Origin of the sequence: Bacillus sp. FSL R10-2780 (assembly GCF_038006125.1) — a bacterium.
GTDB lineage: Bacteria > Bacillota > Bacilli > Bacillales > Bacillaceae_G > Bacillus_A > Bacillus_A cereus_U.
This window is the reverse complement of the sequence record NZ_JBBOUQ010000001.1, coordinates 4,761,713-4,782,127: the sequence shown is the minus strand read 5'-3', so window position 1 is coordinate 4,782,127 and position 20,415 is coordinate 4,761,713. Positions and strand designations below refer to the sequence as shown.

Below are 20,415 nucleotides of genomic sequence, written 5' to 3'. Positions count from 1 at the left end.
TGTCACTCATTTTATAAAATAACTAGCTGTACTGTCAATTATAGTGCACTTTTCATAATAAAAATCTCCCAACAAATCGTTAGGAGATTCAACTTTCATATCAATTTCTTATGAAAGAGCCTTTAATCCCGTAACTCCACATACGATAAGAGCTACACTAATCAAACGTGCCTTACTTTTCGATTCACCAAACAGAAACATATTTAATAAAACTGCGCCTGCTGTTCCAATGCCAATCCAAACCGCATAAGCCACACTTACTTGTAAGAACAAGAAAGATGTGTATAAAAATGCGAAGGAAGTTGCAAATCCACCTATATAAATCGCTCCATTTGCTAACGTCTTATCTTTACTATACATCTTAAGGCCTATCACACCGACTATTTCACTAATTGCAGCACAAAATACGAAAAACCAACCCATTTTTAAGCAGCTCCTTCCATAGTTTCTTCCACAGTCTCTGCTTTATTATCAGCCAATTTTAAACCGATAACGCCTGCTACAACCATCACAATGAAGAATAATTTCCCTAAACTAAAACTTCCACCGAAAAGAAAAACATCCATTAAGAAAGTTCCTACAGTACCAGCCCCAGCAAACACCGCATATACTGTCCCTGTCGCAAGATGTTCACACGCTTTAGAAAGGAAGTGAAAATCAACAGCGATAACTCCTACAATAATGAACCAATGCCACCAAGTATGAGCTGTATTAAAACCAAACACCCAAAAGACTTCAAAAATACATGTTAATATGACATATAACCAAGCTTTATTTTTCATATCTCTCACCTTCTATTATACACTGACTGACCGTCAGTCATTTTTGATTAAAAAAATATAATCTCACGCTAACTACTATTTAAAAAGCCAATATCATCCTCATTTATCCTTATATTTGTTCCGTCATTAAGCTAACTACATATAAAAGTTGCTTATCTACACCCTTTCACATAAAAAATGACTGAATGTCATTCATAAATATTCTACATGACCAATTGATAAAGTGTCAACACCCGGATTCTCTTAACCAAAAAATATTTTAGATTTCTTAAATCCACGTGTATATTTCTTAATAATCTGTCAATAATGGTAGTAACAAAATATTTTCTCCATTCCCCCCTTGGAGATCCCTTTGAATCGAGCAGTTGCCTTTAGCTAACTGCTCTTTTTTAATTTATCGGCACAGTATAATAAAATACTCATAGATAAATTCCAAAACAAAGACCTGTACTCCCTTTTCGACATGCAATAAAGAACGAAATATTTTGTACGCTATTTACTTTCCAACGAGTCTTTGTATGCAATAATTTTATTTTCAAGCATCTTCTCTGTAATTACTAAGTTTTCTCTTTGAGTTTGAATAGATTTTTTATGATTTTCTAAAAGTTGTAAACGAGCTTCGGTTGTATGCTCCCCTTCTGTATATAATCTAGCGTATTCTCTTATTTTCGCTATCGGCATTTGTGTTTGTTTTAACTTCATTACAAACTGCAACCACTTTATATGTGACTCTTCATACAATCTATTCCCATTTGCATCGCGATTTGCAATTAATATATTCTCCTTTTCATAATAACGTAATGTATGTGTGCTCACTCCTAATAATTTAGCTACCTCGCTAATTGTGTACATAACCATACTCCCTCCGCACGCCATTTATCATCATATATTTAACTGCTTTATAAAAAACATTTGACTTAGAGTATACTCTAACAAATAGAATCTAACCATACTAAATTAATTTGAACTTAGGGGGATTTTATATGAAATATACTGTTATTACTGGTGCAAGTTCCGGAATTGGCTATGAATCAGCTTTAGCCTTTGCATCTCGCGGAAAAAATTTAGTACTTGTAGCTCGAAGACAAGAAGAATTAGACGGATTAAAATTAAAAATTAACGAAATGCATCCAGAGTTGGATGTTGTCATTCGAAGAACTGATTTATCCGTCACTGAAGAAGTTTATAAATTTTATGAAAGTCTACAAAGTTTTCAAATTGAAACGTGGATTAACAACGCAGGTTTTGGTAATTTCGCCTCAATTGCTGAACAAAATTTAAATAAAATAGAGACGATGTTGCATGTAAATATAGAAGCACTAACAATACTCTCTTCTCTTTTCGTTCGAGATTATTCAATGGTTGATGGAACACAGCTTATTAACGTTTCATCGGGCGGTGGATACACGATTGTGGCTAATGCTGTTACGTACTGTGCTACGAAATTTTATGTAAGTGCATTTACAGAAGGACTATCTCACGAACTGAAAGAACAAGGTGCAAAACTACAAGCAAAAGTTTTAGCTCCTGCTGCAACTGAAACAGAATTTGCGAAACGTTCATTTAATATTGATGAGTTCCAATATGATGGTGTTGTACCGAAATTTCATACTGCAAAACAAATGGCACAATTTATGCTTGACCTTTATGATAACGATAAAGTTGTAGGACTTGTCGATGGTTCTACGTATAATTTTGAGCTTAGAGATCCGCTTTATAATTTTACAGTAAGACAAACGAATTCAAATTCTTAACAACATCTCATTTCTGACTAAAATATAGATACCCACTATTTCTTAAATAATAGTGGGCCTTTTTTCTCTCTAAAAATTTCACCCAACATACCGTATCATCGCCACCTCATCACAATAATCAACTTTTGGACAATGTCTACAATCAATCCACACTTTTTCTGGTAATGCTTCTCTATTCACAAAATCAAACCCGCACTTTTGAAAAAATTCCGTTTCATATGTTAAAGAAATTACCCTGTTCACTTTTATCTTTGCCGCCTCATTCATTACATGATTCACTAACTTACGCCCTATCCCTTTTCCTGCATATGTATGCGAAACTACTAACGATCGTACTTCTGCAAGATCCTCTCCTAACACATGTAAACCAGCAACTCCAACGACTTCCTCTCCTTCTTTCATAACATATAAACATTGTAAATATTGATAGAGAGACAAAAGAGCACGCGGCAAAACAACTCCTTCTTTTGCATACATTTCAATGAGATTATAAATTTCTTTCACATCACTTGTAACCGCATTAAAGATTTTCATATTATATCCCCTTGCCCCAGTGTTAATATTTATAACATTAGATGAATTTTAATTCATAATTTCATATAATAATACATCTCTCTTTTCTCTCCGTCAATCACTTTTCTGAATTTTATATAAACAAAAAACCAAGCAACTTAATCGATGCTCGGTTCCTCATTCCGTATCGGCAATACCGTAGAATATTTAATTTCACGAAGTGCTAAACTCGTTTGTATACGTGTAATGCCTAGCTTATTTAACTTTCTAATAAATTGCTCTAACTCCTTACGATCACGATTCGCAACTTTTAATAAATAATCATATTCGCCTGTTAAACAGTGACATTCTAACACTTCAGGCATAGATTCTAATTCTCGTTCTAACACTTCAAGTTTTTCCGACTGATGAATATTCGTGCTCATAAAAATGAAACATAATAAATCAAATCCAAGCTTTTCTTGATTTAAAATTGCTACTTGCTTATCAATGAATCCTTCCCCGTCTAATCTTTTTATTCTTGCATGCATAGCAGCTGGTGATAAATTAACGCGGCGTGCTAACTCTGCATTACTTACTTGTGACTCTTTCTGCAATATATCTAAAATTTTCACATCCAAATCATCAAGCACTTTAATAACAGATGACTCCATCAAAATTCCTCCTTTTTTCTTACCGATGATTATTCGAAGAAACATCTCATAACTTATATAAAACTGAATATTTTTCTGTAAATGAGATTTCTAACGAAATATTTTATCGGATTTTCACCATTATACAAAAGAATATATTAGACAATAAAGAAAAATGCTAAAATTATTTACAGTTCATTCTTATTTCAACAAAGGGGTTTTTAGCATGCCTTATTTTTATGTCTTTTTACTATTATTAACAAGCTTATTATGGGGAGGAAATTTCGTCGTTGGGAAATCACTCGTCGATCATGCATCTCCGATGACACTGACAAGTTTAAGATGGCTAATTGCGATCATTTGTTTATTACCAATGGTATGGTTTAAAGAGAAGAAAATCATTCCACCACGCTCTGCAATACTTCCGTTAATACTTATGGGAATTTCAGGAGTCGTTCTTTTTAACATTTTTCAATTTTTAGCACTAGAAAAAACATCCGCAACGAATGTAGGTCTTATTTCTACATTGAACGCTATTTCGATTGCATTATTTTCTGTGCTATTTCTAAAAGAAAAAGTAAATACACTTCAAATTCTTTCTATGATTCTTTCATTTTTCGGGGTTATGCTCGTCCTTTTAAAAGGAAATTTCGCACTTTTATTTTCACTACATTTTAATAGCGGAGATTTATGGATGATGGCGGCAGTATGTATTTGGGGTATTTACTCTGTTTGCAGTAAATGGGCGACAAAAACAGTTACACCGCTAATGGCGACGTTATATTCTGGTATTTTCGGCGTCATTTTATTGCTTCCATTTAACATAGGCAACTTCACTGTTTCCAATATTAATTCTTCCTTCATAACATCACTTTTATATACAGGACTCGTTTCAACGGTCCTTTGTATGGTATTTTGGAACATTGGTGTACAGAAATTAGGAGCTACTACATCGGGTATTTTTCTAAATTTCAATCCAATTTTCACAGCTATTTTAGCATTTATTTTCCTTGGAGAAGAACTAACATGGATTCAAATTTCCGGGACAATTATCGTCGTGACAGGATGTTATTTATTTTCTCATTTTAAAACCGTTGCTTCTCAGCCAACTAGAACTTTAGTGCGAAAGCATTCTTAATGAAAAAGCATCGCCACCAGAGTGGCGATGTTTTTATTTACCTTTCATTTCTTTCACATACTGTTTTTCTTCTTCTGGCGATAAGCGTTCTGTTGCCTTTCCGGTATCACCACCTTGAATTTCCCACAAAAAGTTATGCTCCTCAACCGTTTGTGAAAAGTCTCCTTTCTCCCAACGCTCCAAAGTAGAAAGTAGCTTTGATTTATGTTTAAAATTCGTACTGCTTTCTACTGCGTTCTTCGCACTACGAATTTCCTTATTTGTCATTTCAATAAATCCCCATTTTTCAGAGGATTTCACTTTTTGATGTACCATCCTATGCATTGTAGAAATAATTTCATCTTCACTAGCTTGTTGCTTCTCTTCCTTTGCTTTCTTCCCTTGTTGCCCCATTACATTTTGTGCTTTAAGACTCTTCTCCTCTTCTTCTATATAATTAAGCAGTTTAGTAACACCGAATACAGCTCCTATCGCAATTACAATCATTGTAATTGTCCCTATAATCCATTTTTTCATATTATGTATTCCCCATTCCCCTAATAATCACATAAACAAATGGAATCGCCTGCGCACAGCCGATTCCATTTGTTTCCTTATTTCATTTTAAACCTTCATCGCTGCTCGCACAATATAACTATCCACATATTGCTTGAATTTTATGATTTTTCCATTTTCAAGCTGCCATATATGAACGAATTCTGCTTCAAATGATTTTCCCGTTTCTTTATAAACTCCAGAATACATACCTTCAGCAATGATTACATCTTTTCCGTTTACTTCATGGTACGTATTTACACTCGCTTTATAATTATCCCATTCTGATCCTAAACGACTAAATACATTTTCCATTACTGCGTCTACACCAATATACGTTCCACCGTACGGAAAACCGGCTGCCTCTGTCCACTCTACTTTTTCAGAGAGAGCTTCCGCTAAATGTTTTGCATTTGAAGAAGATGGTCCTTCATATGTGCTTCGAACAATTTCTAAATTTGTTTTTTGTACCATTATTTTTTCACCCCAAATGCGTTTGCCGCTAAAACAAGTCCAATTTCTAACGCTTTAACGTGCGGGAATCGTTCCTTTATTGCCGTTTGAATTTCTTCACTTGAAAGATTTCCTGCAAGAACTTCATCAAATGCTACTAAATATTTACGAGTATGCTTAATCGCATCTGCTGTATTTGGTGCATCATAATCACGATGTCCAGCTACAACAATTTCAGGATGAAGATTTTCAATTTCACTTAATGTTTCTAACCATTTATGACGAGCTTCAGCATCTGTTTCTAACGTCCATGCGAAAGTATTGTTATACACGATATCTCCTGTAACTACTGCCTTTAATGACGGAATCCATACGTAACTATTATTAGGTGTATCACCTTGTAGACCACCTTTAATGATTAAGTCATTTCCCTCTAACGTAAGCTTATCTCCCTCTAACACTTCTGGAACAATTGGCTGATGAGGAACATTATGCCCAATAGATGGTTTCCATTGTTCCACTTTCTTTTCAAACGTATTGCGAATATCTTCTACTGTATTTCGCAACGCTACAATCTTTGCTTCTGGAAATGCTTCATGTAATACATTTAATCCAAAATAATGATCTGGATGGAAATGAGTTACATAAATATGAGCTAAATTCTTTCCTGTTTCAATAATTTGAGCTGCTAAACGATGTGCATCACTTAATAAAAATTGTGCATCGATAAGAATTGCATCTTTTTCTCCGTATACAATTGTGGATGTAACTTGAAATGCTTGCTCAGATCCTGTAAAAACCTCTAAATGTAATTTTGACATGTTATTTCCTCCACTTTTATTTACTCTTTTATATTCCTTTATTCTTTAAGCTTTATTCAAGTTGTAACTAATTTAGTTACAACTTGAATAAAAAAATATACGAATCATTTTATTACTAATCGACTTGATGTAATCATTATAGTTACACCAAGTCGTCAAGTCAACACTTAAAAAATGAAATTTACTTCGTTTTCATTACTTTCTCTTTTAAGAAACGATCTACATATCCTTCTGCTTTTACAACGAATAAATACGCACCCATTGATAATAATGCAAGATCTAATTCATATCCCGGATTCTTTCCATCTCCTAATAAGCCTGCTGCTCCATTTACCTTTACGATAGCTCCAGCCAAAATAAGAGCGAATAACAATCCTACATACCTCACGCCTAAACCGATAATCAATAATATACCACCAACTAATTCAACTGTTGCTACGCCGTATGCAAGACCACCTGGTAAGCCGATGCTTGTAAACCATCCTGCTACGTTATCGATACCTGATTGAAACTTTGCTAAACCGTGTGCAAAAAACGTAACTCCTAACACGATACGAATAATTAAATTACCAATATATTGATTCATTCTGAACTCTCCTTTTTTTGTTTTGTTATGGTGAACATTTATTCACAAGACAAAACAATACGGTATTTCTTTTCATTCGTCAAATACTTTTTTAAAGAAACCAAAAAACATTACCCCTTTTGCGGATAATGTTTTTTACAAAATAGTGCTAATTCAAGCTTTCGCTCTATTACTTAGAATAAGTTGAAAATTTTTCCCAGCGCCTATATAAGACAATAAAGACACATCTTCTTCAATCACCATTCCAACAACATTCACTTTCCCATCTTCAGGTAAATCACTTATAACAATTTGCATCTCCCCAGCATATCTACCGTACAATTCATTATCAATTGTAATACTACCTTTCTTTCTTGAAATTGTATTCATCGGTTGTAATACAACTTTATTTCCTTCTCTTGATTCGACAGAGCGAATGACATCACGTGCTGGATCAAGCCGGTTCATATGTACTTTCTCTACCACTTTCAATACTTCCATTTCATTTGTAAATGGCTCATATCGCACTGGAATAATCCCATTACGCGCCATCGCGATTTCTTGTACACTTTCTAGACTCGTGCTTATGTCTCCAATTAGCACTTTATCGACGTCACACTCTTGAACAAGTTCTAAATACGCTTCAAGTGGCCGCATATTGCGGTGCTTTTCTAACGTTGGTAAACCTCCATATAAAGGACCTCGTTTTTCACCATCTCCCGGAATAAATGCCATCGTTTTTATTCCGCAATCATGTAAATACTTATTTTGTTTTTGTAAAAATGACTTTGCTAGTCCTGTTTCTGGACGCGGGTAAAAATTATGCCATGCTTCTATATTCTCTACTTGTATATTTTCTGCAAGTAACTCTTTCCAAAATGATTCTGTAATCGTACTCGCATTTAAAGCCACTTTCATCTTATGAGATACGCGTGCAATTTCTTTTGGCGCAATGCCGTAGTCCATTCGTAAACCAGTAATGCCCCACTCCAATAATTCTTCCACATTTTCATATGTTATTCCTAAATGGTTTAACGATTTTGGAGAGACATCAACCATTAATTCCATTTCATTTTCGAGAGCTTGTTTCCCAAGTATTTGAATTAACTCCTGATACGTATTCGGATCATCTTCTGGAATGTGAAGAGATGTAAAAATAGATGAAAATCCGTTTTCTTTCGCTAGTTTTACCCATGCTTCTTGTTTCTCTACTCGCTCTTTTGAAAGATAAATTGAAATTCCTATCATATAAATCTCTCCTTCTATTAATATAAAAAAAGAGAAAGGAATCCCTTTCTCTATATGTTTTCTGCCATTTCTTCTTTAAAGCCGAAGAAGTACGTAAAGATGAATCCGAAAGTATATGCAACTACTAATCCAAGGAAATATAATAAATATTTATTATCAGCAATTAACGGAATTAATGATAATCCTGATACGCCGATTCCGAGTGCGGCTGTTTTCATAACTGCTTGGAATGCACCACCGACAGCCGCTCCTAAACAAGCAGTAAGAAACGGTTTCCCAAGTGGCAATGTAACCCCGTATAATAACGGTTCGCCAATTCCTAAAAATCCTACTGGTAATCCACCTTTAATCACATTACGAAGGCGTTTATTTTTTGTTTTTACATAAATCGCAATCGCTGCTCCTACTTGCCCAGCGCCAGCCATTGCTAGTACTGGTAATAAAGGCGTTACGTGCGTTTGATTAATAAATTCCATATGAATCGGTGTTAAACCGTGATGCAATCCGACCATAACGAGAGGTAAAAATGTTCCGGCAAGCACAGCTCCGGCAAATGCTCCGCCAATATTTAAGATAGCATTAATTCCACTTGTAATTCCTTCAGATAAGAAACCTGCAACTGGCTGAATTGCTAACATCGTTACTATACTTACCACTAATACAGTAATGAGTGGTGTCAAGATAATATCAACTGCATTTGGCACTGCTTTTCGAACTTGTCTTTCAACTACAACCATAAGCCATGCTGCAAAAATAACTGCAAATAATCCGCCCCGTCCGGGTACGAGCGCTTCACCGAATAATTTTACATTCGCCATCGCTGGGTTGAAAATTAAAATACCTGCAATTGCCCCAAGAACTGGTGTCCCTCCAAATTCTTTCGCTGTATTCCAGCCGACTAAAATACCTAAGAATGTAAAGATACCGCCGCCAATTAAAAGTAACATTTGCAGCCATGTTGCATTCGGGTCAGCACCTGCATTTTTCGCAAAGTTAGCAACCCCGTTTATAATTCCTGATGCGACAAGACCAGGTATTAACGGAATGAAAATACTTCCTATTTTTCTTAAAAAGTTTTTCACTGGTGTATTATTTTTCTTCTTCATATCTGACTTTATCTCCCGGCCGAGATCTTCAAGGTGATGATCTGCCACTTCACCAATTCTGAGTCCTGTTAAAACTTCCATTTCAGCTGCTACTTTATTTACCGTTCCTGGACCAACGACAACTTGAAGTGTTTCATCTTCAATCACACCCATAACGCCTTCAACCTTTTTCAAAAGGTCCATGTTCACTTTACTTTCATCATGAAGCGTTAATCGTAACCTCGTCATACAATGAGCAATGCCACGAATATTTTTTACTCCCCCAAGTTGCTCCGTAATCCTACTCGCCATTATCTCTTCTTTCTTCATAATAGAATCCCCCTCCCCAGAGTTTAAAGTGCCTTCTTCACAAATCCTTTCGCTTCTTTTAATTTCTCCAGTGCTTCCCCATACTCACACTGTAGCAATATCATAACGATTGCAGCTTTCACATTTCGATCTGCTCTTTCATAATACTCTGTAGCTACTTCATAACTAGCGCCGGTCGCTTCAACAATAATTCGTTTTGAGCGTTCTACCAATTTTTCATTTGTAGATTGAACATCTACCATTAAGTTTTTATATACTTTCCCTACACCAATCATAGACGCTGTAGAAATCATATTCAGTACTAGTTTTTGCGCTGTTCCAGCCTTCAAACGCGTTGAGCCTGTTAATATTTCTGCGCCTGTTTCCACTTCCACATTTAGTTTTGCATATTTACTTATTTCAGCATTTTTATTACAGGAAATACTCGCCGTACTCGCTCCCACACTATTTGCGTATTTCAATCCGCCAATTACATAAGGTGTTCTGCCACTTGCTGCAATTCCAATAACCGTATCTTTCTCGTTTAATCCAATACTTTTTAAATCTTCTTCCGCTAACTCTTCACGATCTTCAGCACCTTCTACCGCCTTGGTAAACGCTTTCAATCCACCTGCTATAAATCCCTGAACCATTTTGTCATCTGTTCCAAATGTCGGGGGACATTCCACTGCGTCTAAAATGCCTAAACGACCACTCGTACCAGCCCCAATATAAATTAATCGTCCATCTTCTTCAAAAGACTTAATAACAATTTGTACAACCTTTTCAATTTCTTCTATTTCATTTTCAACTGCTAACGCAACAGTTCGATCTTCTTGATTCATACTTTGTAAAACTTCTTTTATGCTCATCTCATCTAAATTCATCGTCTTTTCATTGCGATGTTCTGTAGATAAATTTTCTAACATATTGTCACCTTCTTAAACAATTCATACGATTCATCTTCTTTATTCACCACTGAAAAATCATTAATATAATAATCAACAATTGTTAATTCATGAACGATCACTAGCTTAAATGCTTTCAAGCTTCCCATACCGAATAGGAAAAAAATAGAAACCGGAAAATCTTTCACTTTTGATTTTTTTCCTACGATAAATAGTATGCACAGTAAAAAAAGTATAACTACACCTATAACTTTCCCCCTCGTACTCTCCATCTATTTCTCTCCTTCCCCTAACATATGCGTAAATTTCACCATAATTACAACCTATTCACGCTACATGACCATTGCTTTTTTGCGATAAAAAAAGAGCTTACCTACATCAGATAAGCCTTTTCTCTCTATACAAAATACTTCTTCAAAAGTGGCGGCGTAATAATCGTTGTCAATATAACAACAATAACAATAGCTGTGAAATTTTCTTTCGCTAATAAATTCGCCGTAAGTCCATTTGCTGCGATAATAAGCGCTACTTCTCCGCGCGACACCATCCCTGCACCAATACTAATAGAAGATTGTAAATTAAACCCTGTTAATCTTGCTCCTAAACCTGAGCCGATTAACTTTGTGAAAATCGCAATAAGCGTCATGATGATAATGAACCAAAGCTGGCTTCCGATACCTTGAAATGTAATTTCCATTCCAATACTTACGAAGAACACCGGTACAAATATCGCATAAGCAATCGGTTCAATTTTATGTTCCACTTCATGCTTATACTCTGTTTGCGAAATCGCAATCCCTGCTGCAAATGCTCCAATAATACCTGCGATTCCCATCATTTCACTGTAATACGAAAAAGAGAAACAAATAATAAGAGCCGCACTAATTAACGCTTCTGTTACGCGAAGTGGTACGAGCATTTTCATAATCCATGGAACAACTTTCCAAGAGATGAAAACAATACTTACAAAAAAGATAATTTTCTTTGCAATGACAAGCGTTACATTTACATCTTGTGTACCTAAAAAACTCATCACAAATGCTAATAAAATAACAACAATTACATCATCAAATACAGCTGCCCCTAAAATCGTCGTACTTTCTCTCGTATTCATTTTTCCTAAATCTCTTAGTGTTTGAACAGAAATACTAACCGAAGTGGCACAAAGTAATAAACCTAAAAAGATCGCATGCGACTGTAACATTCCAAACGCAAGTCCTGCTAAATACCCACCAAGGAATGGGAAAATAATTCCTCCCATCGCTACTGCGAATGCAGATTTTAAATTCCGATTTAACTCTTCTAAATCTGTTTCAAGTCCCGCCATAAACATCAGTAGCAAAACACCTATTTCACTAAGTTCATCGATAAGTTCAGAACTATTTATAATACCTAGCACAGCAGGACCGATAATAATACCAACAATTAATTTACCGAGCACAGAAGGCTGACCGAGTCTAACGCTAATGTCACCAGCTAATTTCGTACAAAGTAAAATGACGACAAGTTCAAAATAAAATAACATAGCATCTTCTCCTACTATATAAAGTGAAACTTTAATCAGTGGGGGTTTTGTTCATCCCCCCACTGATTATCAGCCCTCACCAATCGGGCTTTTACGGGCAGCCCGACTCCCACCTAACTTCTTTGCTTCAGCCGAATTTTGAGGGGGAGTTTTACTGCCCGCAAATAGCGGGATAAAGTAAACCTTTTTGTTAACCTGCATCTATTTCTGCACATAGTTTCTCCTTACAACCGGCATTTTATTTGTTAAAGTTTTATTTGACAAAATATTCTGAATTGTAATAAAATTAATCCAGAAATTTCAAAAAACTACATACCATAACTGTACCTACATTCACTTACGTACTCTTTTCCGATGGGCTCGTACTATATTCGCAGTTATGGAGATGAAAACTAAAGGAGGAGAGTTCAAAGTGAAGTCATTATTACGAAAAAAAGCGCTTAGTACTGAATCACCACGGCAGCTAGATAGAACATTAACGGCACTCGATTTAACGTTTTTAGGAATCGGCGCCGTAATTGGGACAGGGATTTTTGTATTAACAGGTATTGTAGCAGCAAAACATTCTGGTCCTGGTATTATGCTATCATTCCTTATTGCTGCATTTACTTGTGCTTGTGTAGCTTTTTGTTATGCCGAATTCGCTTCTTCTATACCAGTCTCAGGAAGTGTTTATACTTATGCATACATGACCGTAGGAGAAGTTGTCGCCTTCATCGTTGGTTGGTGTTTAATGCTCGAATATTTACTCGCAGTTGCAGCCGTAGCTGTTGGCTGGTCTGGATATTTACAATCATTGCTTCAAGGGTTCAATATACACCTTCCCGCCATTATTTCCTCGGCCCCCGGAACAGGAAAAGGTGGTCTCATTGATTTACCGGCTGTTTGTATTTTACTTCTCATTACTGGGCTTTTAAGTTTTGGTATACGCGAAAGCGCACGCATTAATAATATTATGGTCCTTATAAAATTAGCAGTTATTATCGCCTTTATCATAGCAGGCGCAAAATATGTAAAGCCTGAAAATTGGACACCGTTCATTCCATTCGGGTACGACGGTATTATTACTGGTGCTGCCACTGTCTTCTTCGCCTTTTTAGGTTTTGATGCAATCGCAACTGCGGCAGAAGAAACGAAAAAACCGCAGCGTGATTTACCAATTGGCATTATCGGTTCCCTTCTTATTTGTACAGTTTTATACATGATCGTATCTTTCGTTTTAACAGGTATGGTTCCTTATACGCAATTAGATGTTTCTGATCCAGTTGCATTTGCACTACATTTCGTTGGCGAAGATACTATTGCGGGGCTGCTTGCAGTTGGTGCGATGACAGGAATGACAACCGTTCTTTTGGTCGTTATGTATGGACAAGTTCGTGTTTCTTATGCAATGAGCCGAGACGGCTTACTCCCGAAAGCGTTATCACGCGTAAATAAAAAAGTAAAAATCCCTTTACTAAACACATGGATTACTGGGGTATTTGCAGCTTTATTAGCAGGACTTTTAGACCTACATTTACTAGCAAATTTAGTAAACATCGGTACGTTAACAGCCTTCACATTCGTTTGCTTTGCTGTACTTATTTTACGGAAAACTCATCCTGATTTAAAACGAGGCTTTCGTACACCACTCGTACCTGCACTACCAGTTGTCGCTATTATTTGTTGTTTATATTTAATGCTTAATTTGTCTAAAACGACATGGATCAGCTTTGCAGTCTGGCTTATAGTCGGTTTATGCGTCTACTTCTTCTACTCTAGAAAACATAGTCATTTAGCTACTGAAAAAACAAATGATGAGAAAAAAGAAGCATAAAAAATAGCTCGCCTATAATAAAGGCGAGCTATTTTCACGTTCTATTATGTTTTTTCGTTAACGCTTGTAAAACGATAAAGTGAAACTTTAATCAGTGGGGGGTTTTGTCCATCCCCCACTAATTATTAGCCCTCACCAATCGGGCTCTTACGGGCAGTTGTCTCCCCACTACCTTCCTCGTATTCACCAAATTTTGAGGTGGGAGTCTTACTGCCCGTTAATAGCGGGAAAAATATACCGATGCAAGCTCGTACATAACCTGCAACTTTTGTATACTTCTTCTCCCTTACTTCGCCTCTTTCTTTTTCTTTCTCCATGCATTCAAACTATCAAAGAAAAAGTTAATAAATAGCGTTCCTAATCCCGCTAATACAAATGTCATTAAAAATAGAACCCATATACTTTTATCTTTTAATAAATAATATCCTACAAGGAGCACAACGGCGATCCATACATATTCAAGAATTCTTTTTAGCTTTTTCTCTTCCAAATTATTCGCTCCCTTTTTCTATACTACTTTTAGTATAACAAAAAAGAAGCCTATCATGATAAGCTTCTTTTTCTTATACCTTACTTGTTGATGCTTTTTTCAACAAGTGAAATAGCGTGCTCTAACGTACGATTCATCGTTTCTACCTGTGCATCTTTTACTTTCACATCTTTTAATACAGCTTCTGCAACTGTAATTTTTTGGCTCAATGATCTCACTGAACCGTCCGTTACATTTGCAGCTTGTGCTTTTTTCACTACTGCTTTTGCAGCTTCAACATTCACTTGTAATTTTTCTTTCGGTGTTTTTGGCTGTTCTTCTGCCACTTTTGATTGTACAAATGTTTGGTTTGCTGTTTTTAATTCATTATACATTTGAACAAATTGCTCACCTGTACTTGTCATATTCCCAAACACTTTCTTAGCATTGTCATAGTTTTTTTGTAATTCATTAAAAGCTTCTTGTGAATATTGACCTGGCTTTTCACCAAATTCATAAGTACCTGCCAATACTTCTTTCACTTTCGCAATCTCTTCATATAACGCATTTACTTGCTCTAATTTTGTACGATTAGAAAACTCGTTATATGCTGCTACTACTTCTGAAGAACTTAATGCTTTACTATATAATTTTGCTAATGCAATTTGTCCATTTAACGGAATACCGCCATTTCCGTTGCTGTCTGGATCTGCACCAAGTGCAAATGGCACGTTCGGATGATACACTTTCCCACTAGCTGGCTGACTATTTACTTTTTTACCATCTACATAAATTGCTACTTCACTTCCGTTATACGTTCCTGTTAAATGATACGTTTTGTTTGCTTCTAATTGAACGCCAACACGTTTATAGCTTCCGCCAATATGAGCCCATAATTCTACATAGCCACTTCCTGTAGACTCAAAACCAATTCCACCACTCTCTGTATTTTGCAAAATACCTTGTCCGCGAATTTCATTCATTGAAAATACAGTTTCTAACGTAAATGAATTTGCTACTTTTTCTTTTTGTGCTGCTGAAAATGGAAGATACCCAAATGTATTTGCTTTTCCATTTAATTTCATTACATTTGTTTTCAACGCTTTATCATATTCAATAGATACATTCCCTTTCACATCACCTTTTGTTCCAAACGGTGAGTTATCTTTAAATGTACCATCTAAGAAATTCACATCAAAAACGTCTGCCTTTGGCACTTTTACATTCGGATCAATATTATCTTTTTTCGTAGTAATTTCAGCCGTTAACGGCTGCGCGCTTTCATTGCCAAACGAATCAATCGCAACTACTTCAAGTGTATATGATTTCCCGCCATCTAATCCTGCAAGTGTAAATGTAAGTTCTTTTGGAACTGGATCACGATAAAACTCTGAGAATGCTAATAACTTATTTTTAATCTCACCTGTTTGTTTATCCTTCGCTTGTACACGATAAGAATGAACAAGAAGGTTGTCCACCGCTTGTGGGAATGTTACTGTTGCTGCGTTTTCCGTTACATTTGATACTGACAATTTCGCATCTTTCGCAAAAGATGGCTTTTCTTTATCACGATCTTCTACATGCGTAAATGTTTCTTTCTTTGATGGCAACTGAATTTTCCATGGCTCGCCTGTCCAAGAATTTGTATGGAAATCACGGCGATTAATTGTTACTTCTTTATCATCTACTTCTACTAATAAACCTTGACTTAATGTGCTAGCTCCTGGGGGGATATTCCCTTGTACTTTACCGCCTTCAACTTCCATATAGCTTACAGAAGATGTTCCAACAGACGTAAAGTCTTTTTGATGAATCGATCTCGGATCATCTAACGGATAATGTGAATGACCTGAAAACGTAATTACTTGTGGGTATTCTTTTAATACCGCATTAATTTTTGCACTATCTTTCGTTCCCCATTCTTGACTACCGTACACTGTATCTTTAATATGTTGATGTAAAAACACAAAAATCGGTTTTTCTGGATCATCTTTTTGTGCCTTTGCCATTTCTTCTTTTAACCAATTAATTTGCTTGTCCGAATAATAGCCATGTGTTGTACCATCCTCTGGAGACATAACAAGGAAATGATACCCTTTTACCACTTTATGATAATAAATCGATTCCATTCCTGTCTTTTCTAAGAAACGCTTCTGTGCTCCCTCTACAGATAAGCCGTTCCAATAATCATGATTACCAAGAGAATTCATTCGTACCGCATCTTTATTTGCATTTTCGTTATACACTTGCATGAAACGATCATATTGCTTTACTGAACCCGAATCAGTAAAATCACCTACAATGACAAACGCATCTTGCTTTGGTGCAAGCGTATTAAATTGCTCAATCGCTCGTTTCCAGCGGAACGTATCATCTGTTCCACTATCTTTAATATGCACATCACTTACAACTGGAAAAACGATTTTCTTCTCACTTGGTGCCTTTTCTTGCTTTTTATCTTCCGCTTTAACCGACGCACTCCACGGAAATGACACGAATGCTAATACAAAAACCATTAATAATCCAATAAGTCCTTTTACTTTTCTTAAAGCAGTTCTTTCCACGTAAATCCTCCTCATAATAATTGATTAATTACAAGGGTTATTGTAACGAAAACATATTAACTCCGTTTGAATGACAAATTAATTTTATTAGACTTTTGTAAATATACAGTTAATTAATTATTAACTCCAACATTACTTGTATTATTGTAAACAACCACATTTTGTCTAAAAGAGTATAATCATTCTTTTCTAATGTCCCTTTACATATAATCTTTTCTATATAATAAAAACTAATATAAGGTTTTAAGCTTATTAGACAATCATAATTTTTAATTTTTTCGGCCATTCTTAACACATCGGCCATGCTTTTACATTTAATAATAGTAAAAGAAAAACTTGCAAAGGAGGGGTTCGTTTGAAAAACAAAAAAAATATCGGCTGTTTCGCTCCCTTATCTATCATTTGCCCAGACCCTTGTCCACCATCCCCTCCTCCGAATCCCCATTGTGAACTAGTAACAAATGAATTTGCTGGGAACTTCCTCATAACTAATGACACCATTCTCTCTACTAAAGATGCATCACAATCGATGATACTGTGGCAAAGTGATGGGATACTACTTATATCAAGTACTGTCTCGTTTTACAATAGTACTAGTAGCACCGAAGTAATTACAATTCAAATCGTCGGAGCAGTAACCAATATTTTCACTGTATTTCCTGGTAATACAATATCTTATATGGGTAAAGATTTACAATCCGTCAGTATTATTAATATACAAAGTAATCCTTCTCTATATTTAGAAGGCAAGTACTGTTGCCAATTTACATGTTGCTTATAAAATAAATATTTCATTACTCCCTCTATTCAAAAAAGCATACCATTTAAGGTATGCCTTTTTATGAAATTGAGTAACGTACTGTAATACAAAACTCTCCTTGATTAACAGTCGTTCCCGTCGTTGTAATTCGAACAGTAGTAAAGTGCCTCACTGTGAAAGTACCACTACTTTGCGGTTGTACAGTAATCGTATCGACTACTGTAGCACCTACTAAAAAATCCACTGTAATTGGATTCGCACCTGTATCATATTTTACATAACCTGAACCGTATATTTCTTGTGTAAGATTATTCGTATATACAATTTGAGTACCCGCACCTGTAATTGACCAGTCTGCACATACTTGATCTTGCACAAGTGTTTTATTAGAACAACAAGACAAACTGGAGCTTCTCATTCCCATTTCGATCCTCTCCTATTCTTCTACGAAAGTGAATAGCGTGTCGTAATACAAAATTCTCCCTGATACGTTCCAGCAGGTGTTGCAGGTAATACAACTTGTATACTATCAAAGCGGCGATACGTAAAAGCAATACTCGTTCCTGGGTTTAACGTTTGTGTATCAATTGTATTCCCAGCAGAATCAAGTGCTTCTACGGTAATCGCGCCTGGTCCAACATCATATTTAACAAAACCAGTACCAATTACGTTTTGGTTAATATTATTTGTATAGAGAACATTATCAATTGCTGTTGCAACTACAGTAGCAGACCACGGACTACACACTTTATCTTGCACATAATTTTTATCTGGACAGCAAGTTAACGCTGACCCTGAGCACTCACAAGACATAGTTGTTTCCCCTCTCTCTTTTAATATTCCCTATATGTGTATGTCCTTTAGAGTCTTTTGCCTGTACTATTCATCTATTTTCAAAAATTAATCAAAACTCAGTGCTAATAACTAGATAGATTCCGTTTTGTTTCGTTTTTTCATAAATTTATAGATAAAGATACTACCTACAACAATAAGAACGACCACTAATATAGGTAACATATATTGTCCAACAACACCCGCTGCTTTTTCCCAATGCGGACCTAATTTCATTCCAAAATAAATATACAAAGTCGTTAACGGGAACATTGCTACAAATGTATATATGCTAAATTTCCATATGTTCATTTTCGCCATACCACATGGAATGGAAATAAGCGTTCGAACTCCCGGGACGAAGCGTCCAACAAATGCTACAACCGGTCCATATTTCTCAAAGAAATCATCTGCTTTTTGAATTTGTTCTTCTTTAATGAAGAAATATTTACCGTATTTCACCAATACAGGGCGCCCGCCGTAATAACCGAGCGCATATAACGTTAATGGTCCTGTCGTTCCACCAAGTGTTCCGGCTAACACCGCAAGCCAAAAATTCATATCTCCCTCGTACACCCAATACCCAACAAGCGGCAAAACTACCTCTGCTGGAATAAACTCAAAAGTTAAAGCTAACACAACTCCAAAATAAGAAAACTGCTTTAAATACTCAATTATATCTAAAATAATTTGCTCCATACTTTTAACCCCTATCCTATATTCACATTATGCTTTTCTTGCAATTGAACTGGCGCCATCTTTACGATTCGATTCAAAATGAATAACACAATTCCAATATCATCTAAAATACCGATAAACGGTAAGAAGTCTGGAATTAAATCGAGTGGCATAGCAACATACCCAACTAAAAAAGCAATAGATAAAATTTTCTTCTTTATGGAAACCTCTTTTGAAGTAAAAAAGTCAAATAGGAACGGAACAAAACGGCGGACATGAAATACAACTCTTAATCTACTAATAAGTTTTTTCATTTTCTATCTCCTCTCTTTGTATACAAAAAGGACCCTACCAAATATGGTAAGGGTCCTAAAAAGACAATAAGGGGCCTTTACCATTGCTGGTAAAGGTCTCACTAACAACGAATCGTTGCCAATAAAGCCGAGGGTTTCTCCCTGTAATGACGACTTTACTGTAATAAGTTACTCCCCTTTATATACACAATTTTATACAATCACATTAAGATATTTGGAGGGGCTTGTCAATATTTTTTTCATTCGCTATTCAGATTATTACATTGTAAAAGGCTCTTTTCCATGTTCTCTATTGAAATTAATTGGAGTGTATAACCATCTGGATCATGAAATATTATTCTAACTTCTTCACCGCGGCGCTTTTCTACAAATGATATTTGATAAAACTCTAACTTTTTCTTTAACCGCTCGATATTTGTAGTTTTTAACAATAGTTCCTTCACTGATGATATAACAGTCTCTCTATGCTCTCCCAGTCCCCTGTTTACAACAAAACAAATTCTCGTTGAACCAACATCATACCAAACACCTGTTACACGTAATTGTGGTCTCTCCTCGCTCGGTTTAAAACCTAAAATTCCTTCATAAAAATATAATGTTTCCTTTAAGTTTTTGGATTCTAATACAATGCATGTTGTAATACTTTCCATCCGTACTCCCCCTGTCCCTCTTAGTTTTCTATATGAGTCATAATTTGCAATTATGTACGAATATAA

At 35.7% G+C, this 20,415-nt stretch carries 26 protein-coding genes; 4 read left to right on the top strand and 22 right to left on the bottom strand.

The window, feature by feature from the left end; genetic code table 11:
• Window positions 1–108: 108 nt before the first annotated feature.
• The 3 genes from NSQ47_RS24885 to NSQ47_RS24875 form a co-directional block, all read right to left on the bottom strand.
• A complete protein-coding gene (locus NSQ47_RS24885) occupies window positions 109–423 on the bottom strand; it encodes a DMT family transporter (protein WP_000539672.1) in 315 nt (104 codons plus the stop codon).
• A gap of 2 nt (window positions 424–425) precedes the next feature.
• Window positions 426–782: a DMT family transporter gene (locus NSQ47_RS24880; protein WP_002114907.1), complete on the bottom strand. Its 357-nt coding sequence runs from the start codon at window positions 780–782 to the stop codon at window positions 426–428.
• A gap of 492 nt (window positions 783–1,274) precedes the next feature.
• On the bottom strand, window positions 1,275–1,634 hold the full coding sequence (locus NSQ47_RS24875; RefSeq protein WP_131232381.1) for a MerR family transcriptional regulator: 360 nt from the start codon (window positions 1,632–1,634) through the stop codon (window positions 1,275–1,277).
• Window positions 1,635–1,765: 131 nt separating this feature from the next.
• On the opposite strand from NSQ47_RS24875, the gene NSQ47_RS24870 reads away from it, so the two are divergent.
• Window positions 1,766–2,536 (top strand): SDR family NAD(P)-dependent oxidoreductase, encoded by a 771-nt coding sequence (locus tag NSQ47_RS24870; protein WP_002159149.1) that lies wholly within the window; start codon window positions 1,766–1,768, stop codon window positions 2,534–2,536.
• A 78-nt stretch (window positions 2,537–2,614) separates the two neighbouring features.
• On the opposite strand, the gene NSQ47_RS24865 is transcribed toward NSQ47_RS24870, so the two are convergent.
• Both NSQ47_RS24865 and NSQ47_RS24860 read right to left on the bottom strand, forming a co-directional pair.
• Window positions 2,615–3,070 (bottom strand): N-acetyltransferase, encoded by a 456-nt coding sequence (locus NSQ47_RS24865; RefSeq protein WP_002114911.1) that lies wholly within the window; start codon window positions 3,068–3,070, stop codon window positions 2,615–2,617.
• Window positions 3,071–3,207: 137 nt separating this feature from the next.
• The gene (locus NSQ47_RS24860; protein WP_016103820.1) at window positions 3,208–3,702 is read right to left on the bottom strand and encodes an Lrp/AsnC family transcriptional regulator; all 495 of its coding nucleotides are present in this window, start codon (window positions 3,700–3,702) and stop codon (window positions 3,208–3,210) included.
• Window positions 3,703–3,907: 205 nt separating this feature from the next.
• Here NSQ47_RS24860 and NSQ47_RS24855 point away from each other — a divergent pair, with 205 nt between their 5' ends.
• Window positions 3,908–4,819 (top strand): DMT family transporter, encoded by a 912-nt coding sequence (locus tag NSQ47_RS24855; RefSeq protein ID WP_070127966.1) that lies wholly within the window; start codon window positions 3,908–3,910, stop codon window positions 4,817–4,819.
• Between the two features lie 33 nt (window positions 4,820–4,852).
• Here the strand turns inward: NSQ47_RS24855 and NSQ47_RS24850 are convergent, their stop codons facing one another.
• The 9 genes from NSQ47_RS24850 to NSQ47_RS24810 form a co-directional block, all read right to left on the bottom strand.
• Window positions 4,853–5,335: a PRK06770 family protein gene (locus NSQ47_RS24850; protein ID WP_002159153.1), complete on the bottom strand. Its 483-nt coding sequence runs from the start codon at window positions 5,333–5,335 to the stop codon at window positions 4,853–4,855.
• A gap of 87 nt (window positions 5,336–5,422) precedes the next feature.
• A complete protein-coding gene (locus NSQ47_RS24845) occupies window positions 5,423–5,827 on the bottom strand; it encodes a nuclear transport factor 2 family protein (RefSeq protein WP_341038178.1) in 405 nt (134 codons plus the stop codon).
• Window positions 5,827–6,627: an MBL fold metallo-hydrolase gene (locus NSQ47_RS24840; RefSeq protein ID WP_341038176.1), complete on the bottom strand. Its 801-nt coding sequence runs from the start codon at window positions 6,625–6,627 to the stop codon at window positions 5,827–5,829. The genes NSQ47_RS24845 and NSQ47_RS24840 overlap by 1 nt, the downstream gene beginning before the upstream one ends.
• A gap of 181 nt (window positions 6,628–6,808) precedes the next feature.
• Entirely contained in the window at window positions 6,809–7,213 is a 405-nt protein-coding gene (locus NSQ47_RS24835; protein ID WP_001077751.1) for a DoxX family protein, read from the bottom strand.
• A 153-nt stretch (window positions 7,214–7,366) separates the two neighbouring features.
• Entirely contained in the window at window positions 7,367–8,440 is a 1,074-nt protein-coding gene (locus NSQ47_RS24830) for a DUF871 domain-containing protein (protein WP_341038175.1), read from the bottom strand.
• Between the two features lie 50 nt (window positions 8,441–8,490).
• Window positions 8,491–9,855, bottom strand: a complete 1,365-nt coding sequence (locus NSQ47_RS24825) for a PTS transporter subunit EIIC (RefSeq protein ID WP_341038174.1) — start codon at window positions 9,853–9,855, stop codon at window positions 8,491–8,493.
• A 23-nt stretch (window positions 9,856–9,878) separates the two neighbouring features.
• Window positions 9,879–10,763, bottom strand: coding sequence for an N-acetylmuramic acid 6-phosphate etherase (gene murQ / locus NSQ47_RS24820; protein WP_341038173.1), 885 nt, complete (start codon window positions 10,761–10,763; stop codon window positions 9,879–9,881).
• Complete coding sequence (locus NSQ47_RS24815; RefSeq protein ID WP_341038172.1) at window positions 10,757–11,014, bottom strand: hypothetical protein; 258 nt, start codon at window positions 11,012–11,014, stop codon at window positions 10,757–10,759. The genes murQ and NSQ47_RS24815 overlap by 7 nt, the downstream gene beginning before the upstream one ends.
• 125 nt (window positions 11,015–11,139) lie before the next feature.
• Window positions 11,140–12,267 carry a cation:proton antiporter gene (locus NSQ47_RS24810; protein WP_088062062.1) on the bottom strand — a complete coding sequence of 376 codons (1,128 nt, stop codon included), beginning with the start codon at window positions 12,265–12,267 and terminating at the stop codon, window positions 11,140–11,142.
• 412 nt (window positions 12,268–12,679) lie between these two features.
• Here NSQ47_RS24810 and NSQ47_RS24805 point away from each other — a divergent pair, with 412 nt between their 5' ends.
• Window positions 12,680–14,083 (top strand): amino acid permease, encoded by a 1,404-nt coding sequence (locus NSQ47_RS24805; protein ID WP_199692868.1) that lies wholly within the window; start codon window positions 12,680–12,682, stop codon window positions 14,081–14,083.
• A gap of 286 nt (window positions 14,084–14,369) precedes the next feature.
• Here the strand turns inward: NSQ47_RS24805 and NSQ47_RS24800 are convergent, their stop codons facing one another.
• From NSQ47_RS24800 to NSQ47_RS24790, 3 genes are all read right to left on the bottom strand, one after another.
• On the bottom strand, window positions 14,370–14,573 hold the full coding sequence (locus NSQ47_RS24800) for a hypothetical protein (RefSeq protein ID WP_002159163.1): 204 nt from the start codon (window positions 14,571–14,573) through the stop codon (window positions 14,370–14,372).
• 80 nt (window positions 14,574–14,653) lie between these two features.
• A complete protein-coding gene (locus NSQ47_RS24795; RefSeq protein WP_341038170.1) occupies window positions 14,654–17,116 on the bottom strand; it encodes an FN3 and LamG domain-containing metallophosphoesterase family protein in 2,463 nt (820 codons plus the stop codon).
• Window positions 17,117–17,404: 288 nt separating this feature from the next.
• Entirely contained in the window at window positions 17,405–17,602 is a 198-nt protein-coding gene (locus NSQ47_RS24790) for a hypothetical protein (protein ID WP_254866011.1), read from the bottom strand.
• Here NSQ47_RS24790 and NSQ47_RS24785 point away from each other — a divergent pair.
• Window positions 17,514–17,897, top strand: a complete 384-nt coding sequence (locus NSQ47_RS24785) for an S-Ena type endospore appendage (RefSeq protein ID WP_341038259.1) — start codon at window positions 17,514–17,516, stop codon at window positions 17,895–17,897. The two genes, NSQ47_RS24790 and NSQ47_RS24785, sit on opposite strands and share 89 nt — an antisense overlap.
• A gap of 58 nt (window positions 17,898–17,955) precedes the next feature.
• Here NSQ47_RS24785 and NSQ47_RS24780 read toward each other — a convergent pair whose 3' ends face one another.
• The 5 genes from NSQ47_RS24780 to NSQ47_RS24760 all read right to left on the bottom strand — a co-directional run bounded on the left by NSQ47_RS24780 (window position 17,956) and on the right by NSQ47_RS24760 (window position 20,349).
• A complete protein-coding gene (locus NSQ47_RS24780; protein WP_002169096.1) occupies window positions 17,956–18,300 on the bottom strand; it encodes a DUF3992 domain-containing protein in 345 nt (114 codons plus the stop codon).
• A gap of 20 nt (window positions 18,301–18,320) precedes the next feature.
• Window positions 18,321–18,689: a DUF3992 domain-containing protein gene (locus tag NSQ47_RS24775; RefSeq protein WP_078179854.1), complete on the bottom strand. Its 369-nt coding sequence runs from the start codon at window positions 18,687–18,689 to the stop codon at window positions 18,321–18,323.
• A 111-nt stretch (window positions 18,690–18,800) separates the two neighbouring features.
• Window positions 18,801–19,406 (bottom strand): DedA family protein, encoded by a 606-nt coding sequence (locus tag NSQ47_RS24770; RefSeq protein ID WP_002203339.1) that lies wholly within the window; start codon window positions 19,404–19,406, stop codon window positions 18,801–18,803.
• 11 nt (window positions 19,407–19,417) lie between these two features.
• Window positions 19,418–19,699 (bottom strand): YkvA family protein, encoded by a 282-nt coding sequence (locus NSQ47_RS24765; RefSeq protein ID WP_000733843.1) that lies wholly within the window; start codon window positions 19,697–19,699, stop codon window positions 19,418–19,420.
• Window positions 19,700–19,938: 239 nt separating this feature from the next.
• A complete protein-coding gene (locus NSQ47_RS24760) occupies window positions 19,939–20,349 on the bottom strand; it encodes a VOC family protein (protein ID WP_341038169.1) in 411 nt (136 codons plus the stop codon).
• Window positions 20,350–20,415 lie beyond the last annotated feature (66 nt).